The organism is Pilosibacter sp. YYHA0881 (assembly GCF_051602715.1).
Classification (GTDB): domain Bacteria; phylum Bacillota; class Clostridia; order Lachnospirales; family Lachnospiraceae; genus Alitiscatomonas; species Alitiscatomonas aceti.
Genome location: NZ_CP175657.1, coordinates 575,898 through 601,496 on the forward strand (window position 1 = coordinate 575,898; position 25,599 = coordinate 601,496).

Sequence of the window (25,599 nt, forward strand, 5' to 3'; positions counted from 1 at the left end):
ACCTCGCTGTGCGGCATACTGTAATATAATAGCACCTGTCCATCTTCCTGTCAACTGTTTTTTACAGGATTTTCTTCCTTACGAAAAATTTCTGCTGTCCAGTGACCATGGGAACACGCTGCGCGGATGTCTCATGGTCATTGCGGCAGCCGCCAGGCTCACATACATCCACGGTCCTGTCTCGCTGCCAGCGTAAAAAGAACGCCGCAGAACAGGCGGAAAACCGCCCGTCTGCAGCGCTTTCGGTTTTACTGCTCTGCAAAAGTATCGAAATATCCCTGGATAAACACGATGGGCGTTCCCTTATCTCCAGAGCCAGAGGTCAGGTCACAGAGAGAGCCGATCAGATCTGTCAGCCGTCTGGGAGTCGTACCCTGGGAGGCCATGCTCCCCTTTAAGCTGCCGTCCTTGGCTTCGATCTTTTCCTTCATGGCCCTTGTGAGCTCCTCGCCCTTCAGATCCTTAAAGTCATTATCTGCCAGGTATTTTAATTTCAGCTCATTGGGAGTTCCCTCCAGCCGCTCAGTATAAGCGGGACTTACCACCGGATCAGCCAGCTCCCAGATCTTTCCTACCGGATCCTTAAACGCGCCGTCCCCGTAGATCATGCAGTTCAGCTTCACTCCTGTAACGCTCTCAAGGCTCTTCTGGAGTTCTTCCACAAACTCGCTGCAGTTTCTCGGGAACAGCTTTACCGTGTCTTCTGTGGCCTTATTGGAGCCGTACAGGCCATACTGCTCGTTATAACCGCTTCCATCCACCGGAGCGTTCATGATATCTGCCAGCGTCAGCACCTTCTCCGCTCCCGCAGCCAGTAATCTCCGTCTGGAGCGTTCTCTGGTGTGGATATCGCAGCAGAGTACATTTTTTGTATAGGGGAGCACTGCGCGGCAGTCATTGGCGAAAATAAATTCCGGCTCGCAGCCCTCGGCCTCAAACAGCTCCTTATAATAAGCCACATAATCCACGCCTGTGAACGGATGCTTTACATAGCCGAAGATCTCCCTGTACTTTGCCTCATCCATTACGTCTGAATACGGATTGACTCCCTTTTCATCCAGAAGATCGTCGTCAAACAGGTGGTTGCCCACTTCATCGGAAGGATAGCTCATCAGGATATAAACCTTCTTAAACGCCTTGGCAATGCCTTTTAAGCAGATGGCGATCCGGTTCCGGCTTAAGATCGGGAAGGTGACAGCGATGGTATCGCAGCCAAATTTTGTGCGGCAGTCCTTCGCAATGTCATCTGTACTGGCATAATTGCCCTGGGTCCTGGCCACTACGGCCTCTGTTACAGCTACGATGTCCTTTTCATGAAATGTGATATGTTCTTCTTTTCCCATATCGGCGATAGCCTCTGTCACGATCCGGATCAGATCGTCTCCTTCTTTCACAACCGGGCATCTGACGCCTCTGGATACGGTTCCAACAGTTCTCATGATTTGTACCTCATTTCTTTTATAAAAATATACGATTAAGCATATAATATCCACTCCGCAGATATTATGCTGCATCTTCCCGATGCAGTTCCCTCCGGGAGATCCCTACGCCCGGATTTCTGCGGTGAACGCAGAAACCGGCATGCACCATGGTATAATATCTGCTCCGCAGATATTATGCTGCATCCTTCCGATGCAGCCCCTCCGGGAGATTCCTACGCCCGGATTTCTGCGGTGAACGCAGAAACCGGCATGCGCCATGGTATAATATCTGCTCCGCAGATATTATGCTGCATCCTTCCGATGCAGCTCCCTCCGGGAGATTCCTGCGCCCGGATTTCTGCGGTGAACGCAGAAACCGGCATGCGCCATGGTATAATATCTGCTCCGCAGATATTATACCATATTTCCCCAAAAAGCAAAGGGATAATTGTTATCTATTTTTTTCACTGCGGGAAAACTGCTCATGGAGCGGACGGAGTGTCTTCTTTCTTGTGATCTCCACCAGTCCCAGGGGCGTCATGTCCACCAGGACCGTTTTGACAGGATCTGCCGCCAGACACTGGCGCAGCCTTCTCATAAGCTCCTCATTCTGTGCCTTTTCCTTCATATCGATGAAATCCACCACAATGATCCCGGAAAGATTTCTGAGCCGCAGCTGGACCGCGATCTCCTCGGCCGCCTCCAGATTCGTTTTCAGGTACGTTTCCGAGGCCGTCTTCTTATCCGTGTTTTTTCCGGTATTCACGTCGATCACGGTCATGGCCTCCGTAGGCTCGATGACCAGATATCCGCCGGAGCGGAGCCAGACGGTCCTTCCCAGGGCGCGGTCCAGGGCCGCATCCAGGCGGTACAGGGCAGACAGGGGATAGCTGTCCATATAGAACCGCACCGGAACCTGAAAACCGTCCCCAGCGGCCTCCTGGAGCTCCTGGTAAATATCTGGAAGATCTGTAAGGATCTCTTCTGTTTCATCCTTCCGGACATCCATGGCGCTGCGGACAAAAAAGCTTTCCGGCTGATAGAGGATGCTTCCTGCCGTGCGGCACCTCCCGTTCTCCAGAAGCCTGGCCATCCGTTCTGCCTGGCCGGACAGCTCCAGTCCGACCGCCTCCAGGGGAGCGCCGTACGCATTGGTCCGCAGGATAAAGCCAGCACGCGGAAGTCCCGTTCCGGAAAGTCCGGAAACCAGGCCCCTGGCCTCCTCTTCCCACCATTCCTTCATCTGCTCTTTCCATCCGGCATCGCGGATCTTAGAGGAGATCCCCAGCCCGCTGCCGTCCAGGGTAAGCACTCCATACTGCCCTGTGAGAGAAAGCTTCGAGGTGAGCACCGCGTCCTTGGTCTTGACAGCAGCCCTGGAGATCTGGACCAGGATCTCGTCTCCATTTTTCAGCGGACTGGATCCGTCCCTCCCGTCTGCAAACAAATGGAACCTGTTTTCTGCCAGGCTGTAATAACCGTTGATCCCCGGCCTGTACTCCACAAAGGCAGCGTTGATATTTTTTACGATGTTCCGGACCCTTCCCACGCAGATCGTTCCAAGGGCGCAGTCCTCCCGATCCGGAGCCGTTCCGATCTGGAGGACGCGGTTTCCGGAAGCAAGGACAGACACGGTCCGTCCCCGCAGTTCAGTAAAGATCAGTTTATTCAATGTCTTCACCAAAGGATTCCAGGGTCACAAATTCATGGCTGTCCCCGGAGCCTGCATCCGCGTAGACCTCCTCACGGTTGATGGAAAAGCCAAAAACCGGGAACTCCCTGGAGCAGCTCCGGCAGAAGGCCTCCAGAAGAAGCTCCGGCTTCACATTGGCTGCGCTTCCGGCAGAAAGCTTAAGGAAAATGAAATTTCCGTCCTCCGATGGCCGGTACTCATAAATATATGGCCGGAGATCCATCTGCTTTTCGCCTTTTTTTGTCTTTTTTACGATATTCAGGTCTCCCGTCTCTATAAAGCCGCAGAGTCCGGCAAAGAACTCCCGGGCAGACATGCCAAGGGCCTCTTCATAATCCTTCTTCAGGGACACCGTGTAATCACAGGCCGCCACCAGGGACATGGCGTTTCCAGCAGAATCCGGAAGTCTCTTAAAGCTCAGCACCTCCATCCCCTCTGCCATCTGGGCGTTGAGCCGCTCTACCATCCGCCCGGAGCTCTCTGTGGAAAGGACCTCAATGTCCAGGTACTCGCCGCTTCCTGTGAGCCCTACGCCCAGAGGAGCCGCAAAGGACATGATCTGGTGGGGAGAAAAGCCCTCCGAATACCGGATGTCCACGTCGGCACGGCGCATGGCCTTCTGGAAATAACGCATGATATCCAGATGCCCGATGAACCGCATGTTTCCCTGTTTGGAAAATTTAATCCTGATCTTCAAAGCAGACACCTCCTCCGAATCGTCTTACGCCGCACCCGGAACAGCGCTCCCGGCAGTTGGGGGTCACGGTCCCGTTTACCGCATTGTTCCACTCTCTCTTTAAAAACTCCTTGGACACACCCGTATCGATGAAGTCCCAGGGGAACAGCTCATCCAGGCTCCGCTCCCTGGTGGTATAGAAATCAATGTCCACGCCGCAGGTCTCAAACGCCTTCATCCATATATCATTCCGGAAGCTCTCAGACCAGGCGTCATATAAAGCGCCGTTTCTGTACGCCTCCTCGATGACGGCGGCCACCCTCCGGTCTCCCCGGGCCAGTACGCCCTCTAAAACCGTCACATCGGCCTCATGCCAGTTGTATTTCAGGCTCTTATGGTTCAGCATCTCCTTCATTTTGCGGTTGACCACCCGTGCCTTATCCAGGAATTCCTCCTTAGTGGACATCCTGGCCCACTGGAAAGGCGTAAAGGGCTTCGGCACAAAGAAGGATGTGCTGGCCACCACCTGGACCTTTCCGTTTCTCTGGTCCTTGGGGATCTCATAATACTCCTCTGCGATCTTCTCAGATAAAAGGGCAATGCCCTCCATATCCTCCACCGTCTCTGTGGGAAGGCCCAGCATGAAATACAGCTTCACCCGGTTCCAGCCTCCCTTAAAGGCATCGGCGGCTCCCTGAAGGATCTCCTCCTCAGTAAGTCCCTTATTGATCACGTCACGGAGCCTCTGGGAACCAGCCTCCGGCGCAAAGGTCAGACTGCTTTTTTTCACATCCTGTACCTTGCTCATCACGTCCAGAGAGAATGCATCGATCCTTAAAGAAGGAAGGGATACGTTGACTCCCTTTCCATGGAATTCCTCGATCAGGAAACGCACCAGCTCCTCCAGGGAACGGTAATCGCTGGAGCTTAAGGAGCTTAAGGAGATCTCCTCGTGCCCCGTATTTTTCAGCATCTTATATGCCAGGTCCTTCAGCCGCTCCACGTTCTTTTCACGCACCGGCCGGTAGATCATGCCTGCCTGACAGAACCGGCAGCCGCGGATACAGCCGCGCATGATCTCTAAGACCACACGGTCCTGGGTCACCTTGATGAACGGCACCAGGGGCTTTTCCGGATACACGGCCTCCGTCATATCCAGGACCAGCTGCTTTACGACCTTTTCCGGGGCCTCCGGACAGGTGGGACGGAACGCCTTTAAGGTGCCGTCCTCATGGTATTCCGGCTCATACAGGGACGGAACGTAGATTCCCGGCACTCCGGCCGCCCGTTTTAAAAACGTCTCCCTGGACTCGCCATTTTTCCGGCTGTCTTTGTAAATATCGATCAGCTGCCGGTATGCGGTCTCTCCTTCTCCAATGTAAAACAGATCAAAAAACTCGGCAATGGGCTCCGGGTTATAGGCGCAGGGACCACCTCCGATGACGATGGGGTCATCCCAGGTCCGGTCGCTGCCATGGAGCGGGATCCCGGAAAGATCCAGGATCTGGAGGATATTTGTATAACACATTTCATACTGGAGGGTGATCCCCAGGATATCAAAATCCTTCACCGGGTCCTGGGACTCGATGGCAAAAAGCGGGATATGCTTTTCACGCATGATGGCGTCCAGGTCGGTCCACGGCGAATATACCCGCTCACAGTACACATCCGGCATCTTATTGAGCATATCGTAAAGGATCTGGATCCCCAGATGGGACATGCCGATATCATATACGTCCGGGAAGCACATGGCAAACCGGACATCCACACTGGACGGATCCTTACATACCGAATTGATCTCCCCGCCGATATAACGGGCTGGCTGCTGGATACTCAGCAGTATTTCGTCACTTAATGCTAATTTTCTCATTCTCATTCCTTGCTTTGCGGTTATTTATGGTTGCTTTTTTTATCCTTGATCCTCCGGATCAGACAGCAGGACACAGACTGATCCAGTATATACCGCATAATTATAAGGTATTTTTTTGCGGCTGGCAACCCCTTCCCACCTTTTTGCAGGTTTTCACCGTTCCTTCCGGCCTCTGCCGTATCGTCCCGGCCCTGCCGTTCTCTTTTCACCGGCTGCCGCACCGCCGTATATGAAATACGGTCATGACCTGTTCAGAAGCTTCTGATACGACAGATCCATCACAAACGCCCCCAGGGGCGCAGTAAGGACAATGGCAAGCACGGCGGCCGTAAGAACGGTATCTCCGCAGGCAAGGCCCATAGAAAGAGGGATCCCTCCGATGGCGGCCTGGACGGTGGCCTTCGGCGTATATGCTAACATTACAAATAACCGTTCTCTTCTCCCAAGCTTTGTTCCCCATAGGCAGAGAGCCACACCGGCCATCCTGAAAGCAAGAGCGCCAAGGATCACCAAAAGCGCCCGTCCTCCGGCCTGGGCCAGGTATCCTGTATTCACAGCGGCGCCCACAAGCACGAACAGAAAAATCTCAGCGGCGACCCACAGCTTTCCATACTTTACAGAGATCCTTCTGGCAGCCTCTCCCCTTTTCTTCTGAAGGCCTATGCCTATAAACATGACCGCGATCAGGGATGAAAAGCGGATGGGTGTTGCCAGCATGTCTTCAGCCGCCACCAGAAACAGCGAAATACTCAAGATAATAAGCACCTTTGAAGTATCCCGGATATGCACCTGTTTAAAAAACAGGGCCAGCAAAGATCCGGCCGCCAGTCCAAGGATGATCCCCAGAAGGATCGAAACAGGGATATTTATAAAGCTGACAGCAGAAACTCCCTTTCCCTGCATCATGCCGGTAAATGTAGAAAACAGGACGATCACATAGACGTCATCCACAGATGCGCCTGCAAGGATCATCTGGGGAATCCCTTCCTTTTTCCCATATCCCTCCTCCATCAGCCGGACCATCCTCGGTACGACCACTGCCGGAGAGACTGCGGCAAGAACGGCTCCCAGGACGGCTGCCTCCAGGACCGTCAGCCCCATGAACCGGGTCCCCAGAAGGATCACTCCCAGCACCTCAAAGCTTGCCGGAACAAAGCACATGAGAAACGCCGGCCGGCCTGTCTTTTTTAATCCCGCCAGATCCAGTCCCAGTCCGGCTCTTGTAAGGATAATGATCAGCGCAATTTTCCGGAGCTCCTCCGATATCCCCAGGATATCTGCATCCAGCAGATCCAGGGCATATGGCCCAAGGATCATGCCTGTGGCCAGCATGCCCATAAGGCCCGGCAGCCGGAGCCTCTGGCACAGCCATGCCATGGACATTCCAACGATCAGGATCAGTGAAATACTCAGTAACATAATACATCTCCTCCCGGCATAGAAAAAGCTGACAATATCTGCACGGGTCTGTCTGCAGAAGTCATCAGCTTTAAACACCTTACGCCTTTTTCCTTTGGAAGTGTATCACATCCCATCCCGGATGGCAAGGAAAATATTCCCATATGCGGCTTCAGCCTGCGTGTGTGCCCAGGGTCTCCCTGATCCAGTCTACCCACACAGAATAATATTTTCCCAGGACATGGGCCCCGTCGGAGGAATATCCCGCCGCCAGATTTCCGTTTTCATCGTCAAATACCTGGTTCACATCCAGATAGACATAGCCAGAGGCCTCTGCCATGCTTTTAATATCGCGGTTTAAGGCATTGATCCTGTCATTGTTGTAGATACTGCTGCCGGAGGCTTTCTCCGCTGTCACATGAAGATTGGCCCCCAGGACGATGGCGGCGTCCGGCTGCAGCTCATGGACCTTTTCCACGGTCCTTTTATACTGCTTTACAATGGAATCGTAATCATATCCCAGCTCATTGATCCCCAGCATAAAAAATATGGTATCGAATTTCCGGGAACATAAGAGCTCCTCCAATCCGCTCTTTTCCTGGGATCTCAGCTTAACGGTTTTATTAAATAGCGTAAATACGCTCATACCGGAATCGGCGAACACCTCCGCCTGGCCCAGGTCTCCATATTCAGAAAGCCCCACGGTCCGGGAATCTCCAATGAAAAGGACACCGGAAAAATCCTCCTTTAAGGACACGGCCGGAGCTCCAGAGGGCTCTGAAGCCACAGTCTCTTCCTCTGACGGAGATATCTCCTCCCCACTGGGAGCCGTCTCCCCGGTCTGACCGCCTGCCCCGCCGGAGACGGCAGCCGTTCCCGCTCCATCCGCCGTTTCTGGGATCTCTTCCTCCCGTGTTTCTCTCTCTGCTCCTATATCAGGCTTCTTTGCAGCCCCCTCATCCGTCTCCCTCTCCATAGCTCCCGCCTCATACCAGGGCGTCAGCTTTCTCACAGCTCCAGGAACGTATTCCACTGCGATCACAGCCGCCAGGCTGGCTGCCAGAAATGTGCTGTACCAGTAACGCTTCATAATCTTCCTCCCCTTTTTCATTCTCTAAAAATTTAAAACCGGAAATACAGGAACGGATCGTCCATTCCCATCTTCATACAGTAAACGCAGCCCCAGAACACCGCCAGGAGCACCACAGCCGCCGCAGGACTATTTTTGAACCGCCTGTAAAGCTTCATGGGAAGGCCAGTGGCAAAGACCAGTCCCGCTGCCAGGGAGAGCCCGTAGAGCCTTCCATATTTTAAATAGTCTCCGGCAAAATATGCCATTCCCTCTGACTGCGGCAGGAACGGGAACAGCCTGGTAAAGTAAACGGCCATCTGCGAAAGATCCGTCACCGCAAACAGCACCCAGCTTACGGAAATGGCAAAGGCCATGTAAAGATGGCCCAGGGCCGGGACCCTCTCCAAAATCCGTATGAGCCCCAGCTTTTCCACCGAGATCAGCGCAAACATCAGAAGCCCCCAGAGGATAAAGTTCCAGCTTGCCCCATGCCAGAATCCGGTGAGGGCCCAGACCGCCAGCATATTGCGGAAGGTCATAAGTTTCCCCTTCCTGCTGCCTCCCAGGGGAATATATACGTAATCCCTGAACCAGCTCCCCAGGGTCATGTGCCACCGTCTCCAGAATTCTGTCATGGAAAGAGACAGGTATGGGTCATGAAAATTTTCCGGGATCGTAAAGCCCATGATCCGCCCCAGCCCCTTGGCCATCAGGGAATAGCCGTAAAAATCAAAATAGATCTGGAGGCTGAAGGCTGTGATGGCCAGCCATGCAAAGGGAGTGGAGATACTTTCATAGCCCACGGTCCCGGCCTCATTCCAGAGCCCGCCCAGGCGGTTTGCCAGAAGGACCTTGAGTCCCAGTCCTATGGTGAAGGTCTTCAGTCCCTCCTCCACCGCCCGCATGGAATGGGACCGGCGGGAGATCTCCTTCTTAATGGAGGAGTAGGTAACGATGGGACCGGCGATCAGCTGGGGAAACATACTGATATACATGGCGAAATTCACAAAAGAAGGCTCATATTCTGCCGTTTTCCGGTACACGTCCGCCAGATAGGAAATGGCCTGGAAGGTATAAAAGCTGATCCCCACCGGGAGCACCGGCGCAAACACAGGAAGCTCCAGGGAAAGCCCCATGAGCCGGAGGATGCCGTTGATATTTTCTGTAAAAAAGCCGGTATATTTAAACAGCAGCAGCCAGAACAGATTATAAGCCACTCCCCAGAACAGCCGCTTCCTCCTGCGGAACCTGGCCCGGCTGCGGGCGATCCGGCAGCCAAAAAAATAGTTCACTGCCATGGACGCCCCAAAGAGCGCCAGATAAAGAGGCGTATCCCAGACGCCGTACAGGTAAAACAACATGCTCCCTGCGAAAAGGCAGAAGTTCTTATACCGCGCCGGGCAGAGAAAATAGATCAGTAAAAATATGGGTAAAAATTGGAATATGAATTCCAGACTGCTGAAAACCATGGGAAACCTGTCCTTTTCTGTCATTTTTTGTTCTATCACATATATAGACGTGACAAAAAAGAAGAAAGTTTCATCCAGAATAAAAGATCAGAAAAAAAGCTCCCGGAGGATCTTCTCTCCGGAAGCTTTTGTTTTCAGCCTCGTATTAAGCTTTCTTTACATCCTTAAATTTCTCTGCGATCCTGATCAGCAGTTCCACGGTCTGCTCCATGGACTGGATGCATACAAATTCATATTTGCCATGGGCGTTGTGGTCTCCAGTGCAGAGGTTGGGACACGGAAGGCCCATATAGGACAGCCTGGAGCCGTCGGTACCGCCGCGCACCGGGCGGACGTTGGGCGTATCCACTCCCAGCTCCTTAAAGGCCTCGGCAGCGATATCCATTAAATACATATGGGGACGGATCTTTTCTGCCATATTGTAATACGTATCGGAGGTCTCCACCACAACGGTGCCTTCTCCATACTTCTTATTTAAGAAGTCAGCGATGGTATGGCCCATGGCCTTTCTGGATTCAAAGATCTCCTTATCATGGTCGCGGACGATGTATTTCAGTACAGTCTCCTCCACGTTTCCGGAGATCCCGTTGAGATGGTAGAAGCCCTCATACATTTCTGTATACTGGGGCTTTTCTGCCTCCGGGAGCATGGACTGGAATTCCAGACCGATGAGGATGGCGTTTTTCATCTTGCCCTTGGCGCTGCCTGGGTGGATGTTCTGGCCGTGAATGGTGACGCTCATGGAAGCTGCGTTGAAGGTCTCGTATTCCATCTCGCCGAAGGCTCCGCCGTCCACTGTATAAGCCACATCGGCGCCCCAGCCGGGTACGTCGAAGAAATCCACGCCGTGTCCCACTTCTTCGTCGGGAGTAAAGGCGATCTTGATGGTTCCGTGGGGGATCTCCGGATGTGCCATGAAATATTCAGCCATAGTCATGATCTCGGCAATACCGGCCTTATCGTCTCCGCCCAGAAGGCTGGTGCCGTCGGTGGTGATCAGGTCCTTGCCCACATAGTTCTTTAATGCCGGGAATACCTCCGGACTCATTTTAATGCCCAGATTTTTATTCAGGATAATGTCTCCGCCGTTATAGTTCTGGATCAGCTGGGGACGGGTGTTCTCATCGGAAAAATCCGGGGAGGTGTCCATATGGGCCAGGAAGCCCACCACCGGGCAGTCGGTCTCCGCCGTAGCCGGAATGGTGCCATATACGTAGCAGTGTTCGCTCATGGACACATCCTTTACCCCCAGGGCTTTTAACTGCTCCACCAGAAGCTTTGCCAGGGCGAACTGCTTTTCTGTACTGGGCACAGAGGCGGCGTCCTCGGCAGACTGGGTATCAAATGCAATGTACTTTAAAAAATTATCAACGACTTTTGACATAACGTACACTCCTTTTCTCTGATTCCGGATCGCTCCGTTCCTTTAAAGTATAGCAGATTTTTCCAGAATTGTCCATCAGTTCCCCTGGAGGATCCGGGCCAGTTCAGAATTTTCATTTAAGATCACCGTCTTGTTGGAGCCCTTCAGGCTGGCCTTTAAGGCGTCCAGGCTGCGGATGTAATTGTAATAATCCGCCTTGCTCTCATCGTTGTAGGCATTGGAGAGGATCCGCATGTACTCAGCCTCGCCTTCGGCCCGGATCTTCTCCGCCTTGGCCTCTGCCTCGGAGATGATGATGGACACATCCTTATCGGTGGTGTTCTTAATGACGTTGGACTGGTACTGGCCGTCTGCCGTATAACCGGCGGCGATGTTCTGACGCTCTGAGATCATACGCTGGTAAACGGCCTCCTTATTGGAATCCGGCAGGTCTAACATCTTGGTCTCTACCTTTTTCACAGTGATCCCATAGCTGTCCAGGGAATTTCCGATCCGTTCCGTAATAAGCTCCGCTAACTTCCCGTCACGGCCGGAGATCACGTCCGCCTGGTCCGTGGAGGAGATAACATTTTTCACGGCATTGTAGACCACCACGGAAATGCGGCTTTCCGCATTGGCCTTACTGGCTCCCAGACGGGACAGATACTCCAGGGGATCCGTCACGCTCCATAAGGCAAAGGAATCGGTGAGCATCACCTTTTTATCCCTGGTGTTCACCTCGCTGGGAACCAGGTCGTAAACCATCTCATAATTGGGGATGGACTGGGTGGTCTGGATAAAGGGGACCTTAAAGCTCAGGCCTGGCGTGTCGATGACCCGCACCACCTTTCCGAACTGGAGCACCAGCTTATACTCGTCGTTATAGGTGCTGACCATACTGGAGCCCAGTGTGATCAGGCCGGCGATGAGGATGATGAATAATGCGATCTTTCTTCCTGTTTTTTTCATATGCTTCTCCTCCTCTTACTGGCCGGCCGGCGCTGCGGCCTGCGGGGTCTGGTTTCCGGATGTCCCTTCCGTCACATTGGCAAAGGGCTCCAGAGGCAGCATGGTCTGGGTGCCGCTGCCATTGTCGATGATCACCTTCAGATCCGGCAGGAGCTCCTCCATGGTCTCGTAGAACATACGTTTTTTGGTGATCAGAGGATACTTTACATACTCAGCGTATGTATCCTCAAAACGTGCCACCTGTCCGTTGGCCTCGTTGATCCTCTGCTGCTTATAGGCCTCCGCCTCCTGTAAGAGCTTATCGGCCTCTGCATTGGCCTTGGGGATGTTTTCCGACTGGTATTTTTTCGCCGTATTAATGGCCGTCTCCATTCCCTGCTTGGCATCCTCCACGGCTTTAAATGCATTGGATACGTCCTCCCTGGGCATTCCGGAGTCCTGGATGGACACGTTATAAATGCCGTATCCGATGTTTTCTTCCACCAGACGGTTGGTAAGCTGCTCCTTGACCCGCTCCTGGATCTGGGTCTTTCCTGTGGTAATCACGTCATCCACGTTATAAAGGCCCACCGTGTCACGGATATAGCTCTGGGCCAGGTTTTTAATGATGCTTTCATATACGTTTCTATGACGGACTGCCTGAATGGGGTCTGTGACCATGTACTCCACGTAGAAGTCCACATTGATCAGGTTAAAGTCATTGGTGATCATAAGGCTTTCCTTTTCAATGGAGACCGGATTTTCCATGGAAGCCCCCTCGGCCCGTTCCGGATCCGTGGTATAGCCGATCTGCATGCCGGTGATGGCCTTGGAGATCTTTGTCACCTGCTGGATCAGCGGCACCTTAAAGTGAAGGCCCGACGCCTCCTGGACCGACGGCTTTCCGAAGGTGGTGACCACAGCCATCTCTTCCTCTGAAAGAGTGTAGTAGCTGTCGAAGGCCAGAACGGCCGCCACCAGCACAGCCGCAGCGATCCCCACTCCTTTTCCGATATTCCTGGGAACGCCTCCTCCTTTTTTTGCCTTTGCCTTTTTCTTTTTCGGCGCGTCCTCGGTCTGTTCATAGACCACGTTGTCCGCCTCGTTCTGGTTTTTTTTCTTCATTCCGTTCATGATCTCATCCAGCTGCCCGCTTTTTTTCATGGATACAGCCACAAAGATCAGAATGACCACAAGAGAGATAATAAAATCCATAAACTGTAACTCCTCCTTTGTTTTATGGGGTCCCGCCCTGTTCCAGCGCTTCCTTCCGGTCCAGATCCAGCTGGAGCTCCTCCAGGTAATGGACCAGCATATCCCGGCAGCTGCGGATCTTCCAGGCCTTCGCTGCCGCTTCCTCATACGTAAAGCTTTTTCTTCCCCCGTCCTCCATCCGTTTCCAGAACCCGGCGATCACGTCGAATGGGACGTAATAGATCTCGCCCTGGGATGTAAAGGAAAGGATGATAAAAGCCACTCCCCCCTGCTTTTCAAATTCCCGCATGAAAGCGATCTGGTGGGGGTGGATGTTCTGCAGAGGAAAGGTACGGACCGCACATTCCTTTGCATCGAAGCACACCGGGATCCCCTGGACAGCGCCAATGTAATCCACGGTGCTCTTCATATCGAAATAAGCCAGTGTGATATGGCGGCTGGCCTTATCGATCTCGATGGGCGTGATGGGCGTGGGGATCTTCTGGATCAGCGCCAGTCCCTTTTCCCGGTAGCTCTCGTTGGTACGGTTGATGAGCTCCTCCAGGGTGGATCCCCTTAAGCCTCTGGTCTTCCAGGTTCCCATATCACCGCGCTCCTCCCGGATTCCCGTTTAAGAGAAGCCCCTCGCCCTCTGCGGCCCGCAGGAACGTTTCCGGAAGCGGCGCTTCAAATGCCTTCCCGGAAAGGTGGGCAAACCGTCCCGTAAGGGCTGGGAACTCCAGCCGGTACGAGTGGAGGAGCTGGCCCTTCAGCCGGTATTTCCGCTCCAGCTCCAGGGATCCTCCGCCTCCGTACTTCCCGTCTCCCAGGATCGGATGGCCCATGGATGATAAATGGGCCCGGATCTGGTGGGAGCGTCCCGTAAGCAGGGTCACCTTAAGGAGCGTGAGCCGTTCCGTAACGGCCAGAGGCTCATACCGGGTCACGATCCGCTTCGCCTCCCCTTCCGGGTCGGCCCTGGAAAGGATCTTCACCTGGTTGGTACGCGGATCCTTTAAAAGCCAGCCGTCAACAGTCCTGGCCTCCCGGACCGGTCCGTAAACGATGCACTTATAATATTTGTGGACCGTCCGGTCCCTGAACACCTCCGAAAGCATCTGTGAGCCCGCCAGGGATTTCCCCGCTGCCACGATGCCGCTGGTATTCCGGTCCAGCCGGTTGCACACCGAGGGCTTAAAGCTCCGCAGGGATCCTTCTGTGACACTGCCGTTCTCCATCAGATAGTCGGTCAGATATTCCACCAGGGAAAGATCCGTGTCCCTGGCCTTCTGGGACAGCATGCCTGCGGGCTTGTTGATCAGAAGGATATCCTCGTCCTCATAGAGGATGGAAAGCTGTACCTTCTTTTCCTTCTGTATCTTCTGTACCTTTATTTCCGAAAATTTTTCAATGGTCTCATCTGCCAGAAACAGCTTTACTGTATCGCCCTCTGCCAGCATTTCCCCGCCCTCGCACTTTTTTCCGTTTAAGGTGATATTCTTCTTGCGCATCATCTTATAAAAAAAGCTTTTGGGGGCCAGCTTCATATACTTGGCCAGGAATTTATCCAGCCGCTGTCCAGCCTCGTTGGTTCCAATGGTGATCTCCTGCATGGTATCCTTTCTCTTACATGGAAAGGCTCTTTAAAAGCTTTTCCACATGAGGCGCGCTCCCGTCGTCCTCATCCTCAGTGACATTTTTCAAGGTGGAAAGCCGGGTGAGGAAATTTTTCTTTTCCGTCATGATCCTGGCGTTTCCGTCTAACTTCCATCCGGTCAGCATCTCGTTTAAAAACTTTTCCGCCGCCTTGGTATCGATCCCCTTCTTCGGGCAGTAAAGGTACACTCCGGTGGGATGGATCACAGCCACGTCCACGGGCATGATAAAATCCCGGGAGGTGATGATCAGGTCATACAGCATGGGGAACTTTTCCCCGTAAGGGCGGCAGGCATCATAAAGCTCTCTGGGGGCGGTCCGGATCTTCCAGGAGGCCACCAGGGGCGACGCCAGGTTCGCCATGGGGAGCACCGTTAAAATGGCACTGATGGTCACCAGATTTTTTAAAGACTTCCAGGTGATAAAATACCGGGAGACCAGGAGGGCCGCGATCACTAAGAGAAACAGAGAGACCAGAAGGATCTGCCTTTTTTTATGGGCGTCCCGGTATCCGTACATTCCTTTTTTTATCTTTTTATCCAACGTATCCATCTCCTCTTATTTCCATGTAAGAAATTTCATCAAAAGGCTGTGGGGGCAGATGCGGCACAGCAAATAAAACGCCTTCATGGAAAGTCCCGGCACGGACACCGGCTTTCCCTTCAGGCAGTCGGAAAACGCCCGGTCCACCACATATTTCGTCCTGGCCATGAACAGCCGCTTAAAGGGATCCATGGGCTTTCCGTTTAAGGCCTTCCCAAAAAACTCCGTATCCACAGGGCCGGGGCACACGGCGGTGACAAAGATCCTTCTCCGCCTCAGCTCCTCTCCCAGCGCCCGGCTATAACTTAAGACATAAGCCTTGGTGGCCGCATAGACGGCGAATCCCGGCTGGGGCATAAAGGCCGCGGCCGAAGCAAACTGGAGGATCCGGCTGTTGTCCGAAATATAAGGAAGGACCAACTCCGTCACAGCCGTCAGGCCCTCGCAGTTTAACCGCACCATGGAGGCGGCCTCTTCCTCTGGGAAGCTTCCCACAGGCCCTGTGATCCCAAAGCCCGCGGCATTTACCAGAAATCTCACCTCCGGCTTTTTTTCAGCCAGGGCTGCGGCCAGAATCTCCAGGTCCTCCTTTTTTGTCAGATCCAGGGGGAACTTCCGAAGCTTCACCGGGACCTTCCCGTCCAGTGTATCCAGCCGCTCCTTTCTTCTTCCAACGACCCAGATCTCCTGGAAGCCTCCGTACCGGTCTGCCAGACGGAACACCATTTTCCTCCCCATTCCAGAGGAAGCCCCCGTGACAATGGCGATCTTCATCGCTCTCCCTTCTTTCCTTTTCCAGATTTATGGATATTGCGGATGGTCTTCTTTTTTCCGGAAGCCCGGCTGTCTCTGCCCTCCATCCGTTTTCCTCCGCCCTCTCCGGCGGTCCTTCGTTCTCCTCCCCGGGGCCGTATGAGGCACCTTCTGTCGTAGCCGATCAGATCCTCTCTCCCGGCCTTTATGAGAGCCTCCCGGACCAGCTCGTAATTTTTCGGGTTCCGGTACTGGATCAGCGCCCTCTGCATGGCCTTTTCGTGGGGATTCACCGGAACGTACACCTCCTCCATGGTCCTGGGATCCAGGCCTGTGTAATACATACAGGTGGAGATGGTGGACGGCGTGGGGTAGAAATCCTGGACCTGCTCCGGCATATAGCCCAGATCCTTGAGGTGCTCTGCCAGCTCCACCGCTTCCTTTAAGGTGGAGCCAGGATGGGAGGACATGAGATAGGGCACCAGATACTGCTTAAGCCCCAGCTTTTCATTCATGGCCGCATATTCTTTGGCAAACTGCCTGTATACAGCATTTTCCGGCTTTCCCATGCGCTTAAGGACCGGGTCCGCCACATGCTCCGGAGCCACCTTCAGCTGGCCGCTGACATGGTACATGCAGAGTTCTCTTAAGAAATCCTTCTTTTTATCCGCCAGGACGTAATCGAAGCGGATGCCGGAGCGGATGAACACCTTTTTTACCTTGGGAAGGGCTCTCAGCTTTCTAAGGAGCGCGATATAGTCTCCATGGTCTGCCACCAGATTTTTACAGGGCTTCGGGAACAGGCACTGCTTTCCGGGGCAGGCTCCCTTTGTCATCTGCTTTTCGCAGGCCGGGAACCGGAAATTGGCCGTGGGGCCTCCCACATCGTGGATATAGCCCTTGAAATCCGGCTCCTCCGTCAGAAGCCTTGCCTCCTCCAGAATGGATTCATGGCTCCTGACCTGGACGATCCGCCCCTGGTGGAAGGTCAGGGCGCAGAAGCTGCAGCCGCCAAAGCAGCCCCGGTTACTGATGAGGCTGAACTTCACCTCACTGATGGCCGGAACGCCTCCCAGGGCCTCATAGGACGGATGGGGCGCCCGCATATAGGGAAGGGCGTACACGTCGTCCATTTCCAGCGTGGAAAGGGGCTTTGCCGGAGGATTCTGGACCACATAGAGATGGTCCGTATACGGCTCGCAGAGACGTTTTCCAGAAAACGCATCGGTGTTCTGGTACTGGGTAAAAAAGCTCTCCGCATAGGTGCGCTTATTTTCCTTCACCTGGTCGTAGGACGGCAGCCAGACTGCATCATAAACGGCCTCCCGCCGGTCGGTCTTATAGACGGTGCCGTCGATAAAGGTAATATCCTTAATATCGATCCCCGAAGCCAGGGCGTCTGCGATCTCCACGATGGACCGTTCCCCCATACCGTAGGAAATAAGATCCGCCTGGGAATCCACCAGGATGGAATGCTTCACCTTTCCGGACCAGTAATCGTAGTGGGCCAGGCGGCGCAGGCTGGCCTCGATCCCTCCGATGATAATGGGAGCCTTTTTATAGACTGACCGGATCAGATTGCAGTAGACCACCGTGGCGTAATCGGGCCGTTTTCCCATGACGCCGCCGGGCGTATAGGAATCCTTTTCCCTTCTTCTTTTGGACACAGAATAGTGGTTCACCATGGAATCCATGTTTCCGGCCGTCACCAGGAAGCCCAGCCTTGGCTCTCCCAGGACCGTTATGCTGTCCTTATTTTTCCAGTCCGGCTGGGAAATGATCCCCACCCGGTAGCCATGGGCTTCCAGGAGCCGGCTTATGATGGCGTGGCCGAAGGACGGGTGATCCACATAGGCGTCGCCGCATACATAAACGAAATCACACTGGTCCCAGCCCCGTTTTTCCATATCCTCCCTGGACATCGGAAGAAAATCGTGCATCATTGTTTCTCCTTTATAATAATTCCGAATAATCACAAATGTATCCGTCGGCCAGGGCCTTCTTTTCCCCGGAAAGCTCCCGGGAAAAATCATCCTCCACGGCTAACACCGTCATCCCGGCCCGTTTGCCCGCCAGGATCCCCGCCGGAACATCCTCAAAAACAAGACAGTCCTCCGGAGCCACCTGGAGGCGTCTCGCCACCTCCAGATAAATATCCGGCTCCGGCTTTCCCTTTTCCACCTCGCAGGCGGTGGCCACCTCCTGGAAATACTCTCCGATCTGCAGAGCCTCGATGACTGCGTCCACAATAGGCCGTCCATTGCTGGTGGCGATGCCTGTGGCGATCCCCTGGTCCTTACAGTAACGGAGGAACTCCAGGGCGCCGGGCTTTAAGGGGACCTGGGTCCGGTATTTGTCCATGGCCATCTGGCTCCAGCACTCCTTGATCTCCTCCAGGGTCATGGGAAGGGAAAACCGCTCCTTAAAATAAGCGGCCGTCTCTGAAAAGCTCATGCCCTCCACAGCCCGCTCCAGATCCCCAGGGCAGTCATAGCCAAAGCGTCCCAGGAACTCCACGTCGATCTGGGGCCACATCCACATGGAATCCACCAGGGTCCCGTCCAGGTCAAAAAGGACGGCTTTTTTATTTTTCAGAAAATCTTTTATCATAGCTGTTCCAACCACTCCCGTTCTGTATCCGTAAGGGGACGGTATTCCCCTGGCTTTAAATTCTCATCCAGGACCAGCGGCCCCATGGACAGGCGCTTTAAAAAAAACACCGGACAGCCGACGGCCTCCATCATCCGCTTTACCTGATGGAATTTCCCCTCCCGGATCCGCAGGCGGATCTCGGACTCGTCCTGTATACGGTCGTAGGACAGGACCGTCAGCTCTGCCGGAAGGCATAAAAGCCCGTCGGGAAGATGGATCCCCCTGGCAAACTCCTCCGCGGCCCCTTCTCTCACCGTTCCGCGGCAGCGGGCATAATATACCTTGTCCACATGCTTTTTGGGTGACAGGAGCCGGTGGGCCAGGTCTCCGTCATTGGTGATGAGGAGAAGGCCCTCTGTATCCAGGTCCAGCCGTCCCACCGGAAACAGGTCCTTCCTTTTTTTATCCGCGATCAGATCCAGGACCGTGGGATATTTTTTATCCTCTGTGGCGGAGACCACGCCCTGGGGCTTGTTGAGCATATAATACTCCATAACAGCATAGGCGACCTCCTCGCCGTCTAAGGTCACCGTATCCCCAGGGATCCTTACCTTTATATCCGCTTTTTTTATGACTTCTCCATTGACCCGGACCCGGCCCTTTCTTACGGCCTCTTTAAGGGCGCTCCGGGTGCCCTTTCCCATGTCGGCCAGGAATTTATCCAGACGCAGCTCCTTATCCATGCGTTTCCCCCTGTTCCATGCTCATATCCAGGATATCAGAGGACGGATATTTTCCGCCCCCAATGCCTTATTCCATACTATATCAAAATCCAGGGAAAAGTACAACCGTTTCCTCCTGTCAGGTCAGTAGGAAGCCCGGGTACGATACTTCTCCAGGTATCTTAGGATCCAGTAGGGATTCACAGAAAGCTCGTCATGATGCTCCGTCCGGATGTAGATCCCCAGGTGGAGGTGGACTGGAAACTGGCCGGTGGTCCCAGGCTCTCCGTAGCCGGAATCCCCCATATAGCCCAGAAGCTCTCCGGCATGGACTGTGTCCCCCGGCCTCCACTCCCGGCCGTCCAGGGTCTTTCCATAGGAGTCCAGGTGGGCGTAGTACAGATATGCGCCAGCCGGAGCCCGGATCCCGATGCGCCAGCCGCCCTTTTTCAGCCATCCGGCCTGCTCCACCACTCCGTCCGTCATGGACACCACCGGATAGAGCCCCGCCTCCGGAGCCCCAGCCATGAGATCGCACCCCTCATGGGTCCTGGGTCCGTCAAAGGACCGTTCCTCCATCCAGCCGTTTTCATAGACCACATCACTGATGTCCCCTCCGGCACTTTCCGGGACGGGAAAGCAGGAAAGATCTGCAAACACCATGCGGTACGCGTCGGAAAGCCGCTCAAATTCCTTCTGACGCCGGACCGGGAAAAAAAGAGGCTCCCCGGAGAGCTTCTTTCCCGTCAGATCAAAATTTTCCGTGAGCATAGCCATGGCAAGCTCCTCATAATCCAGGAAGGGCCGTCCCGCCGCGTCCCTTCCCAGGCGCATGGCCCGGAAGTCCCCGCTTTCCCAGGCATAGGGAGCCATGGTATCCAGGGCCTTTACATGCTCCAGCTGAAAGATCAGCATGGAATCATACAGAATGAGCAGCGCCAGAACCAGAAGTTTCATATGGGGAAGCCCCTTTTCATAAGCTGTATCAACAAAAGGTATTCGGGTGCTTATGAAAAAATCCGTCGGTCTTGCCATTCTCATGGTGTTTCTTCTGCTTTATCCCCGCTTTGCGGCCGAGGGGGCCAGGTACGGCCTTCTTTTATGGTATACGTCTGTGGTCCCGTCCCTGTTCCCCTTTATGGTGCTCTCCAGCCTCATCGTATCCTCCGGCGGCGTCTCCCTGCTGATGAAGCCCGTCCGGGCTTTCTTAGGTCCCTGGCTTCCCCTTTCAGAAAATGGCTGCTACACCCTCATTTCCGGTCTCCTCTGCGGCTGCCCCATGGGGGCAAAGACCTGCGGGGATTTTGTCCGGGAGGGGAAGCTTTCCGTCCAGGAGGGCCGTTTCCTCATGGCCATATGCAATCATCCAAGCCCCATGTTCCTGCTGGGCTTTGTCTGCCCGCTTTTTGAGGCCGGAATGCATCCCTCCCGCCTTCTTCTTTCCATTTATCTGCCGCTCCTTCCTCTGGCGGCCCTGGCAAAGAGGATCTATTTTCCTGGCTTACCGTCTCCCGCATCCAACGGCTCCCGGCCGCAGGTCCAGACAGCTCCGGCCCTGGATACGGCGATCCTGGCGGCAGCAGAGATCCTCTGCCGCATCGGCGGCTACCTGATGCTGTTTTCCATCGTGATCGTATTTTTACGCCGCTCACCGTGGCTCCCCGCCTCTCTCCGGCTCTTCCTTATGGGCGCCATGGAGATGACCACCGGAGTCCGGGAAGTGTCCGCCTCCCTTCCCTTCCCGGACTCCGGAACCGCCGCCGCTGCCATCCTGGCTTTCGGCGGCATATGCGGCATCTTCCAGACCCGGGCCGTGACTGCCTCTGGATGGCCAGAGGAAAAAAAGAGCCGTACAGACGATGGCGGCAGCAGCCCAAAGGATCGAGAGGGCCGTACAGAAGATAAAAAAATTGCCGGATTATCCATCCGGCAATATATTCTCTGGAAGCTTCTTCACAGCGCCCTGGCCGCCGTCATCTTCCGGCTCCTGGGCGTACTGGGCTGATCCTTCCGGAAGTCTAGGCCTCCGGTACAGACGGCTCCTCTTCTTTTTCTGTGATGATCCCGCCGGACAGCTCCTTCCGGTTGGAGGAAACGATGTCGTAGCTGGACCTCATGGAGCTCATAAAGGCGTCAAACCGGCCCTGGGCTCCTTCCATGGAATGATTGATGATATTCTGAAGGCTCTTTAACATATCGTCCGTATACTGGATGGAGCCCTGACGGATATTGTTGGCGTCGTTGACGGCGCTGTCGATGATGGCCTGGGCCTGGGCCTGGGCCTGCTCGATCACCTCATTGGCATGGGCGTACGCCTTCTGCATGATCTCATGCTCGTTGACCAGCTCATTGGTCTGGGCTGTGGCTTCCGCCAGAAGGGCATCTGCCCGGGTGTGGGCATCGGAAAGGATCGCCTCCTGGTTGCTGATGATCTTCTGGTACTGCTTGATCTCATCGGGGATCCTGAGACGCAGCTCCACCAGGAGCTCGTCCAGCTCCTCCTTATTTACGATGATCTTGGTGGTGGACAGCGGCTGGAACTTGCAGCTGTCAATATATTCTTCAATTTCTCCGATTAACTGTTCGATTCTGCTCATATTGCTTCCTTATTCCTTTCCCCTGATCTTATTCTGAAATTTCTTATGTACCTCTTCTGCCACCCCGGCTGTCACAAAATTGGAAATATCACCGCCGTAAGCCGCCACCTCCTTGACAGAGCTGGAGCTCAGATACGCATATTTTAAATTGGTGGTCAGAAATACGGTATCGATATCCGGAGCGATCACCCGGTTCAGCTGGGCGATCTGCAGCTCGTATTCAAAATCCGTGATCGCACGAAGCCCCCGGACCAGGGCGTTGGCCCCGCATTCCCTGGCAAACTCCACCGTAAGGCCGCCGAAGGCCTTCACCTCCACGTTGGGAATATCCTTTGTCGCTTCTTCTAACATCTTAACACGTTCTTCCACGGAAAACAATGGAGTTTTCGCACTGTTATGCAAAACTGCGATCACCAGGTGGTCGAACAGCTGGGACGCCCGGCGGATCACATCCAGATGTCCCAGGGTCACCGGGTCAAAGCTTCCCGGATAAATGGCTTTTTTCATCTCAATTTTCCCTCTTTTTAAAAAATACATGTTTGTTTGTCTTATATTCCTTGGTACGGCTGATCTCATAGCCCAGGGACTCTGCCCAGGAAAAATCTGTATCCAGGGAAGCCTCCGCAATAAGGACCGTGTCACCGTCAGCCAGAGGCGAATCCTGTAAGGCCTCCAGTACCTGGCGTTCCAGATCACAGCCATAGGGCGGATCCATAAATATAAAATCAAAGGCACCATGGTCCCGGCCAAGACGGGAAAGTCCCTCCAGCACGCCGCAGTTTAACACCTTTGCCCCGGATTCCAGCTTTGTGGTCTTCAGATTGTCCCGGATACAGGATACCTGGCGGATCCCATTGTCAATGAATACAGCCTCCGATGCCCCGCGGCTTAAAGCCTCGATGCCGATGGCCCCGCTTCCGGCAAACAGATCCAGAAAGGAACGGCCGTAAAGGTCGTTCTGGATCATATTAAATAAGGTTTCCTTTATACGGTCTGTGGTGGGCCGGGTGTCCATTCCCTCCACAGTCTTCAAAAGCAGCCGTCTGGCGCTGCCTGCGATCACTCTCATATGCCACCTCTCGATGCGGTCGTTTCTTTTCCGGACCAGAGACCGGAACGCTCATGCTGCCGCATCCCCTTCTGTTTCCAGTATCTTCACAATTATAATCGCAATGAAGGCGATATACAAGCAGTTTTTCCGCAGAATCTGTGAAACCTGCAAAATCCCGCTTTAAAGGAGGTGGAAGATGGACACTGACAGCAGAGGAACCATAAGGAAAAAGGCCTTTCCCTGGAATCGATCCAGACGGAAAGGCCTTTTTTAGTCAGATTCAGGCAGCTTTTATTTGCCCGCCATCTTCTTCTCCTGTTCCTCGATCATCTTCTTCACCATATAGCCGCCTACGCTGCCGTTCTGGTAAGAGGTCAGGTTTCCATTGTAGCCGTTGGTCAGCGGCACTCCTAACTCAGAGGCCACCTCCATCTTAAACTTGTCCATGGCCTCCTTGGCCTCCGGTACTACCATACGATTGGAAGAATTGTTTGTACTGGACATATAAAACCCTCCTTTTGAGTGTATTTGCCGGCCTTGTTTTTTCCGGCGTTTTCTTGGTACACTCCTATTATGGTCTCTGGAGAAAATAATACACTAGAAGGTTTTTCGTTAAATGTCATTTTTTGCAAAGCCCGGGCCTGCTATCTGCCTTCTTCCTTTAAGCAGAGGAAGGCACAGAGATTTCCCCGCCGGTCTGCCGATGTCCGGTGGGAAAACAAAAGCTCTGGATTGCAGTGGGTACAGATATCCGTCACAGAGATCCCTGTCTCCGGCACGCCCGCTTCCCGGAGAACGATCCGGTTGGCCTCCCAGAGATCCAGCTGGTATTTTCCATTCTCTTTTTTGTAGAAAAGCGCCGGGTGGTGCTCTTCCCGGAAGGCCGCCGCAAATTCAGCGATCACTTCCTCTCCCACTTCATAGCAGTCCTGGCAGATGCTGGGGCCGATACAGGCCGTCACATCAGCCGGATCCGTGCCGTACTCCTTTTCCATGGCCGACAGGACCGCCTGGCCCATGCGGTTTACGGTCCCTCTCCAGCCCGAATGGGCCAGACCGATGGCCCTTCTTTTCCGGTCCAGAAAATACAGCGGCACGCAGTCGGCAAAAAATGTCACCAGCGGCACGCCGGGCCGGTCTGTGATCAGTCCGTCCACATCCCGGTAATCCCGTTCCTTTACGATCCCCTTTCCCTCGTCCTCCGGGGTCACGGTCCGCACGTTGATGGTGTGGGTCTGCCACGTCAGGACCATGCGTGTCTCATCCACGCCCAGGGCCTTTGCCATACGCCTGTAATTTTCCCGTACCGCCTCCGGATCGTCTCCCCGGGTAAAAGAAAAATTCATGGTGGAATAGCACCCTTTGCTCACACCGCCCATACGGGTGGAGAAGGCGTGGGCCACAAGCCCTGTTTCTTCCAGGGCCGGGAAGGAAAGCCACGTGACTCCATCCCTTGTGACTTCCTTTATAAGACCGCCGTCTCCCTTTCTTTTCCAGTCATACATGTATATCTCTCCCGTCTAAAACGCATTTTTTAAATGTGTGATCTGCTCTCCGTCGATCCCCACCGCGTCAAACCGGCAGGCCGCAGACTCCGGAAATCCGTGCTCATAAAGATAGACAGCCGCCACCCGGCGCACCTGTCCGGCCTTCCGGCTGTCGATGGCCTCCAGCGCATATCCGGCCCTTTTCGTTTTCCTGTATTTGACCTCCACAAAGACCAGATATCCGCCGTCCCTGGCAATGATGTCGATCTCGCCGGTGCGGCACCGGTAATTCAGTTCCAGGACATCCATCCCTTTCTGTTCCAGATACCGGGCCGCCAGCTGCTCATACCGGCTTCCTTCCATCCGCTTATTCTGTCCCACAAAGGCTCCTTTCCGAAGCTACACGAAATTTTTAATAAAGGTCCTCCGGTGGATGGGCGACGGACCCAGTTCCCTTAAGGCTGCAATATGGGCCGCAGTTCCGTAGCCCTTATGCTTTGCAAATCCATACCCGGGATACAGCTTGTCATACTCCGCCATCAGATGGTCCCTGGTAACCTTGGCCAGGATGCTGGCCGCGGCTATGGATACGCTTTTGGCGTCTCCCTTGACAATGGGAATCTGCGGGATCTCCATTCCCGGAATGGTGACCGCATCGTTTAAAAGCAGGTCCGGCGTCTGGGAAAGGCCGCCGATGGCCGCCCGCATGGCCTCATAGGTGGCCTGGAGGATGTTGATCTCATCGATCCTGGCCGGGGAGACCACCGCCACATTCCAAGCCAGGGCCTTTTCCTTTATCTCCAGGAACAGCTCCTCCCGCCGCTTTTCCGACAGCTTCTTTGAATCGTTGAGATACAGGATGGTGCAGTCCCTGGGAAGGATCACCGCCCCGGCAGCCACCGGTCCCGCCAGCGGCCCTCTTCCTGCCTCGTCGATCCCGCAGATCAGGGCACAGTCCTTATTCTCCTTTTCGTATGCCTTCATGGCCTCCAGCCGTAAAAGCTCCTTCTCCAGCCGTTCTCCTGTCAGTGTTCTTGCCATATGTGCCTTCCTTTGCAGATCCGGCAGCAGACAGACTCTCCTCTGCCGCCGGC

The 25,599-nt window shown here is 54.2% G+C and carries 26 protein-coding genes; 1 reads left to right on the forward strand and 25 read right to left on the reverse strand.

Annotated elements, in window-relative coordinates; genetic code table 11:
* Positions 1-248 precede the first annotated feature (248 nt).
* The 18 genes from ACI6NM_RS02770 to ACI6NM_RS02855 all read right to left on the reverse strand — a co-directional run bounded on the left by ACI6NM_RS02770 (position 249) and on the right by ACI6NM_RS02855 (position 20,327).
* Positions 249-1,442 carry a coenzyme F420-0:L-glutamate ligase gene (locus ACI6NM_RS02770; RefSeq protein ID WP_262427887.1) on the reverse strand — a complete coding sequence of 398 codons (1,194 nt, stop codon included), beginning with the start codon at positions 1,440-1,442 and terminating at the stop codon, positions 249-251.
* A 430-nt stretch (positions 1,443-1,872) separates the two neighbouring features.
* Positions 1,873-3,093, reverse strand: a complete 1,221-nt coding sequence (locus ACI6NM_RS02775) for a ribonuclease E/G (RefSeq protein WP_330599981.1) — start codon at positions 3,091-3,093, stop codon at positions 1,873-1,875.
* Positions 3,086-3,811: a TIGR03936 family radical SAM-associated protein gene (locus tag ACI6NM_RS02780; RefSeq protein ID WP_262427865.1), complete on the reverse strand. Its 726-nt coding sequence runs from the start codon at positions 3,809-3,811 to the stop codon at positions 3,086-3,088. Before ACI6NM_RS02780 ends, ACI6NM_RS02775 begins: the two co-directional genes overlap by 8 nt.
* Positions 3,795-5,660 carry a TIGR03960 family B12-binding radical SAM protein gene (locus ACI6NM_RS02785; protein WP_262427864.1) on the reverse strand — a complete coding sequence of 622 codons (1,866 nt, stop codon included), beginning with the start codon at positions 5,658-5,660 and terminating at the stop codon, positions 3,795-3,797. The genes ACI6NM_RS02780 and ACI6NM_RS02785 overlap by 17 nt, the downstream gene beginning before the upstream one ends.
* A 240-nt stretch (positions 5,661-5,900) precedes the next feature.
* On the reverse strand, positions 5,901-7,079 hold the full coding sequence (locus ACI6NM_RS02790; RefSeq protein ID WP_262427863.1) for a cation:proton antiporter: 1,179 nt from the start codon (positions 7,077-7,079) through the stop codon (positions 5,901-5,903).
* Positions 7,080-7,230: 151 nt separating this feature from the next.
* Positions 7,231-8,148 carry a GDSL-type esterase/lipase family protein gene (locus ACI6NM_RS02795; protein ID WP_262427862.1) on the reverse strand — a complete coding sequence of 306 codons (918 nt, stop codon included), beginning with the start codon at positions 8,146-8,148 and terminating at the stop codon, positions 7,231-7,233.
* 32 nt (positions 8,149-8,180) lie between these two features.
* Positions 8,181-9,599, reverse strand: coding sequence for an MBOAT family O-acyltransferase (locus ACI6NM_RS02800; protein WP_262427861.1), 1,419 nt, complete (start codon positions 9,597-9,599; stop codon positions 8,181-8,183).
* A gap of 145 nt (positions 9,600-9,744) precedes the next feature.
* Complete coding sequence (pepT, locus tag ACI6NM_RS02805; protein ID WP_262427860.1) at positions 9,745-10,983, reverse strand: peptidase T; 1,239 nt, start codon at positions 10,981-10,983, stop codon at positions 9,745-9,747.
* Between the two features lie 75 nt (positions 10,984-11,058).
* Positions 11,059-11,931, reverse strand: a complete 873-nt coding sequence (hflC, locus tag ACI6NM_RS02810; protein ID WP_022274541.1) for a protease modulator HflC — start codon at positions 11,929-11,931, stop codon at positions 11,059-11,061.
* 15 nt (positions 11,932-11,946) lie between these two features.
* Complete coding sequence (hflK, locus tag ACI6NM_RS02815) at positions 11,947-13,125, reverse strand: FtsH protease activity modulator HflK (protein WP_262427859.1); 1,179 nt, start codon at positions 13,123-13,125, stop codon at positions 11,947-11,949.
* 22 nt (positions 13,126-13,147) lie between these two features.
* Positions 13,148-13,708: a Holliday junction resolvase RecU gene (locus ACI6NM_RS02820; RefSeq protein WP_262427858.1), complete on the reverse strand. Its 561-nt coding sequence runs from the start codon at positions 13,706-13,708 to the stop codon at positions 13,148-13,150.
* A 1-nt stretch (position 13,709) separates the two neighbouring features.
* Positions 13,710-14,717, reverse strand: coding sequence for an RluA family pseudouridine synthase (locus ACI6NM_RS02825; protein WP_262427857.1), 1,008 nt, complete (start codon positions 14,715-14,717; stop codon positions 13,710-13,712).
* A 13-nt stretch (positions 14,718-14,730) separates the two neighbouring features.
* Positions 14,731-15,303, reverse strand: coding sequence for a hypothetical protein (locus ACI6NM_RS02830; protein WP_022274545.1), 573 nt, complete (start codon positions 15,301-15,303; stop codon positions 14,731-14,733).
* A gap of 15 nt (positions 15,304-15,318) precedes the next feature.
* Positions 15,319-16,077 (reverse strand): SDR family NAD(P)-dependent oxidoreductase, encoded by a 759-nt coding sequence (locus tag ACI6NM_RS02835; protein ID WP_262427856.1) that lies wholly within the window; start codon positions 16,075-16,077, stop codon positions 15,319-15,321.
* Positions 16,074-17,999 carry a YgiQ family radical SAM protein gene (locus tag ACI6NM_RS02840; protein ID WP_262427855.1) on the reverse strand — a complete coding sequence of 642 codons (1,926 nt, stop codon included), beginning with the start codon at positions 17,997-17,999 and terminating at the stop codon, positions 16,074-16,076. Before ACI6NM_RS02840 ends, ACI6NM_RS02835 begins: the two co-directional genes overlap by 4 nt.
* A 10-nt stretch (positions 18,000-18,009) precedes the next feature.
* Positions 18,010-18,666 carry an HAD family hydrolase gene (locus ACI6NM_RS02845; protein WP_022274548.1) on the reverse strand — a complete coding sequence of 219 codons (657 nt, stop codon included), beginning with the start codon at positions 18,664-18,666 and terminating at the stop codon, positions 18,010-18,012.
* The gene (locus tag ACI6NM_RS02850) at positions 18,663-19,391 is read right to left on the reverse strand and encodes a pseudouridine synthase (protein WP_262427854.1); all 729 of its coding nucleotides are present in this window, start codon (positions 19,389-19,391) and stop codon (positions 18,663-18,665) included. Before ACI6NM_RS02850 ends, ACI6NM_RS02845 begins: the two co-directional genes overlap by 4 nt.
* A 123-nt stretch (positions 19,392-19,514) precedes the next feature.
* Entirely contained in the window at positions 19,515-20,327 is an 813-nt protein-coding gene (locus ACI6NM_RS02855) for a M23 family metallopeptidase (RefSeq protein WP_262427853.1), read from the reverse strand.
* Positions 20,328-20,379: 52 nt separating this feature from the next.
* Here ACI6NM_RS02855 and ACI6NM_RS02860 point away from each other — a divergent pair, with 52 nt between their 5' ends.
* On the forward strand, positions 20,380-21,375 hold the full coding sequence (locus tag ACI6NM_RS02860) for a nucleoside recognition protein (RefSeq protein ID WP_262427852.1): 996 nt from the start codon (positions 20,380-20,382) through the stop codon (positions 21,373-21,375).
* A gap of 13 nt (positions 21,376-21,388) precedes the next feature.
* On the opposite strand, the gene ACI6NM_RS02865 is transcribed toward ACI6NM_RS02860, so the two are convergent.
* The 7 genes from ACI6NM_RS02865 to ACI6NM_RS02895 all read right to left on the reverse strand — a co-directional run bounded on the left by ACI6NM_RS02865 (position 21,389) and on the right by ACI6NM_RS02895 (position 25,546).
* Positions 21,389-21,967 carry a vacuolar family H+-ATPase subunit H gene (locus ACI6NM_RS02865; protein WP_262427851.1) on the reverse strand — a complete coding sequence of 193 codons (579 nt, stop codon included), beginning with the start codon at positions 21,965-21,967 and terminating at the stop codon, positions 21,389-21,391.
* A 9-nt stretch (positions 21,968-21,976) separates the two neighbouring features.
* Positions 21,977-22,474 carry a pantetheine-phosphate adenylyltransferase gene (gene coaD / locus ACI6NM_RS02870; protein ID WP_022274553.1) on the reverse strand — a complete coding sequence of 166 codons (498 nt, stop codon included), beginning with the start codon at positions 22,472-22,474 and terminating at the stop codon, positions 21,977-21,979.
* 1 nt (position 22,475) lies between these two features.
* Positions 22,476-23,036, reverse strand: a complete 561-nt coding sequence (gene rsmD / locus ACI6NM_RS02875) for a 16S rRNA (guanine(966)-N(2))-methyltransferase RsmD (protein WP_158358653.1) — start codon at positions 23,034-23,036, stop codon at positions 22,476-22,478.
* Between the two features lie 273 nt (positions 23,037-23,309).
* The gene (locus ACI6NM_RS02880) at positions 23,310-23,522 is read right to left on the reverse strand and encodes an alpha/beta-type small acid-soluble spore protein (RefSeq protein ID WP_215655394.1); all 213 of its coding nucleotides are present in this window, start codon (positions 23,520-23,522) and stop codon (positions 23,310-23,312) included.
* A 140-nt stretch (positions 23,523-23,662) separates the two neighbouring features.
* Positions 23,663-24,523, reverse strand: a complete 861-nt coding sequence (pgeF, locus tag ACI6NM_RS02885; RefSeq protein WP_438501023.1) for a peptidoglycan editing factor PgeF — start codon at positions 24,521-24,523, stop codon at positions 23,663-23,665.
* Between the two features lie 15 nt (positions 24,524-24,538).
* Complete coding sequence (locus ACI6NM_RS02890; protein ID WP_331485793.1) at positions 24,539-24,886, reverse strand: YraN family protein; 348 nt, start codon at positions 24,884-24,886, stop codon at positions 24,539-24,541.
* 18 nt (positions 24,887-24,904) lie between these two features.
* Positions 24,905-25,546: a ribonuclease HII gene (locus ACI6NM_RS02895; RefSeq protein ID WP_262427849.1), complete on the reverse strand. Its 642-nt coding sequence runs from the start codon at positions 25,544-25,546 to the stop codon at positions 24,905-24,907.
* Between the last annotated feature and the right edge of the window lie 53 nt (positions 25,547-25,599).

Bases quoted from the DNA above. Each gene is read 5' to 3' on its own strand.
- ACI6NM_RS02785 (WP_262427864.1), bottom strand. From the start codon at position 5,660: ATGAGAAAATTAGCATTAAGTGACGAAATACTGCTGAGTATCCAGCAG.
- ACI6NM_RS02790 (WP_262427863.1), bottom strand. From the start codon at position 7,079: ATGTTACTGAGTATTTCACTGATCCTGATCGTTGGAATGTCCATGGCA.
- ACI6NM_RS02795 (WP_262427862.1), bottom strand. From the start codon at position 8,148: ATGAAGCGTTACTGGTACAGCACATTTCTGGCAGCCAGCCTGGCGGCT.
- ACI6NM_RS02800 (WP_262427861.1), bottom strand. From the start codon at position 9,599: ATGGTTTTCAGCAGTCTGGAATTCATATTCCAATTTTTACCCATATTT.
- pepT (WP_262427860.1), bottom strand. From the start codon at position 10,983: ATGTCAAAAGTCGTTGATAATTTTTTAAAGTACATTGCATTTGATACC.
- hflC (WP_022274541.1), bottom strand. From the start codon at position 11,931: ATGAAAAAAACAGGAAGAAAGATCGCATTATTCATCATCCTCATCGCC.
- hflK (WP_262427859.1), bottom strand. From the start codon at position 13,125: ATGGATTTTATTATCTCTCTTGTGGTCATTCTGATCTTTGTGGCTGTA.
- ACI6NM_RS02820 (WP_262427858.1), bottom strand. From the start codon at position 13,708: ATGGGAACCTGGAAGACCAGAGGCTTAAGGGGATCCACCCTGGAGGAG.
- ACI6NM_RS02825 (WP_262427857.1), bottom strand. From the start codon at position 14,717: ATGCAGGAGATCACCATTGGAACCAACGAGGCTGGACAGCGGCTGGAT.
- ACI6NM_RS02835 (WP_262427856.1), bottom strand. From the start codon at position 16,077: ATGAAGATCGCCATTGTCACGGGGGCTTCCTCTGGAATGGGGAGGAAA.
- ACI6NM_RS02840 (WP_262427855.1), bottom strand. From the start codon at position 17,999: ATGATGCACGATTTTCTTCCGATGTCCAGGGAGGATATGGAAAAACGG.
- ACI6NM_RS02845 (WP_022274548.1), bottom strand. From the start codon at position 18,666: ATGATAAAAGATTTTCTGAAAAATAAAAAAGCCGTCCTTTTTGACCTG.
- ACI6NM_RS02850 (WP_262427854.1), bottom strand. From the start codon at position 19,391: ATGGATAAGGAGCTGCGTCTGGATAAATTCCTGGCCGACATGGGAAAG.
- ACI6NM_RS02855 (WP_262427853.1), bottom strand. From the start codon at position 20,327: ATGAAACTTCTGGTTCTGGCGCTGCTCATTCTGTATGATTCCATGCTG.
- ACI6NM_RS02860 (WP_262427852.1), top strand. From the start codon at position 20,380: ATGAAAAAATCCGTCGGTCTTGCCATTCTCATGGTGTTTCTTCTGCTT.
- ACI6NM_RS02865 (WP_262427851.1), bottom strand. From the start codon at position 21,967: ATGAGCAGAATCGAACAGTTAATCGGAGAAATTGAAGAATATATTGAC.
- coaD (WP_022274553.1), bottom strand. From the start codon at position 22,474: ATGAAAAAAGCCATTTATCCGGGAAGCTTTGACCCGGTGACCCTGGGA.
- rsmD (WP_158358653.1), bottom strand. From the start codon at position 23,036: ATGAGAGTGATCGCAGGCAGCGCCAGACGGCTGCTTTTGAAGACTGTG.
- ACI6NM_RS02880 (WP_215655394.1), bottom strand. From the start codon at position 23,522: ATGTCCAGTACAAACAATTCTTCCAATCGTATGGTAGTACCGGAGGCC.
- pgeF (WP_438501023.1), bottom strand. From the start codon at position 24,523: ATGTATGACTGGAAAAGAAAGGGAGACGGCGGTCTTATAAAGGAAGTC.
- ACI6NM_RS02895 (WP_262427849.1), bottom strand. From the start codon at position 25,546: ATGGCAAGAACACTGACAGGAGAACGGCTGGAGAAGGAGCTTTTACGG.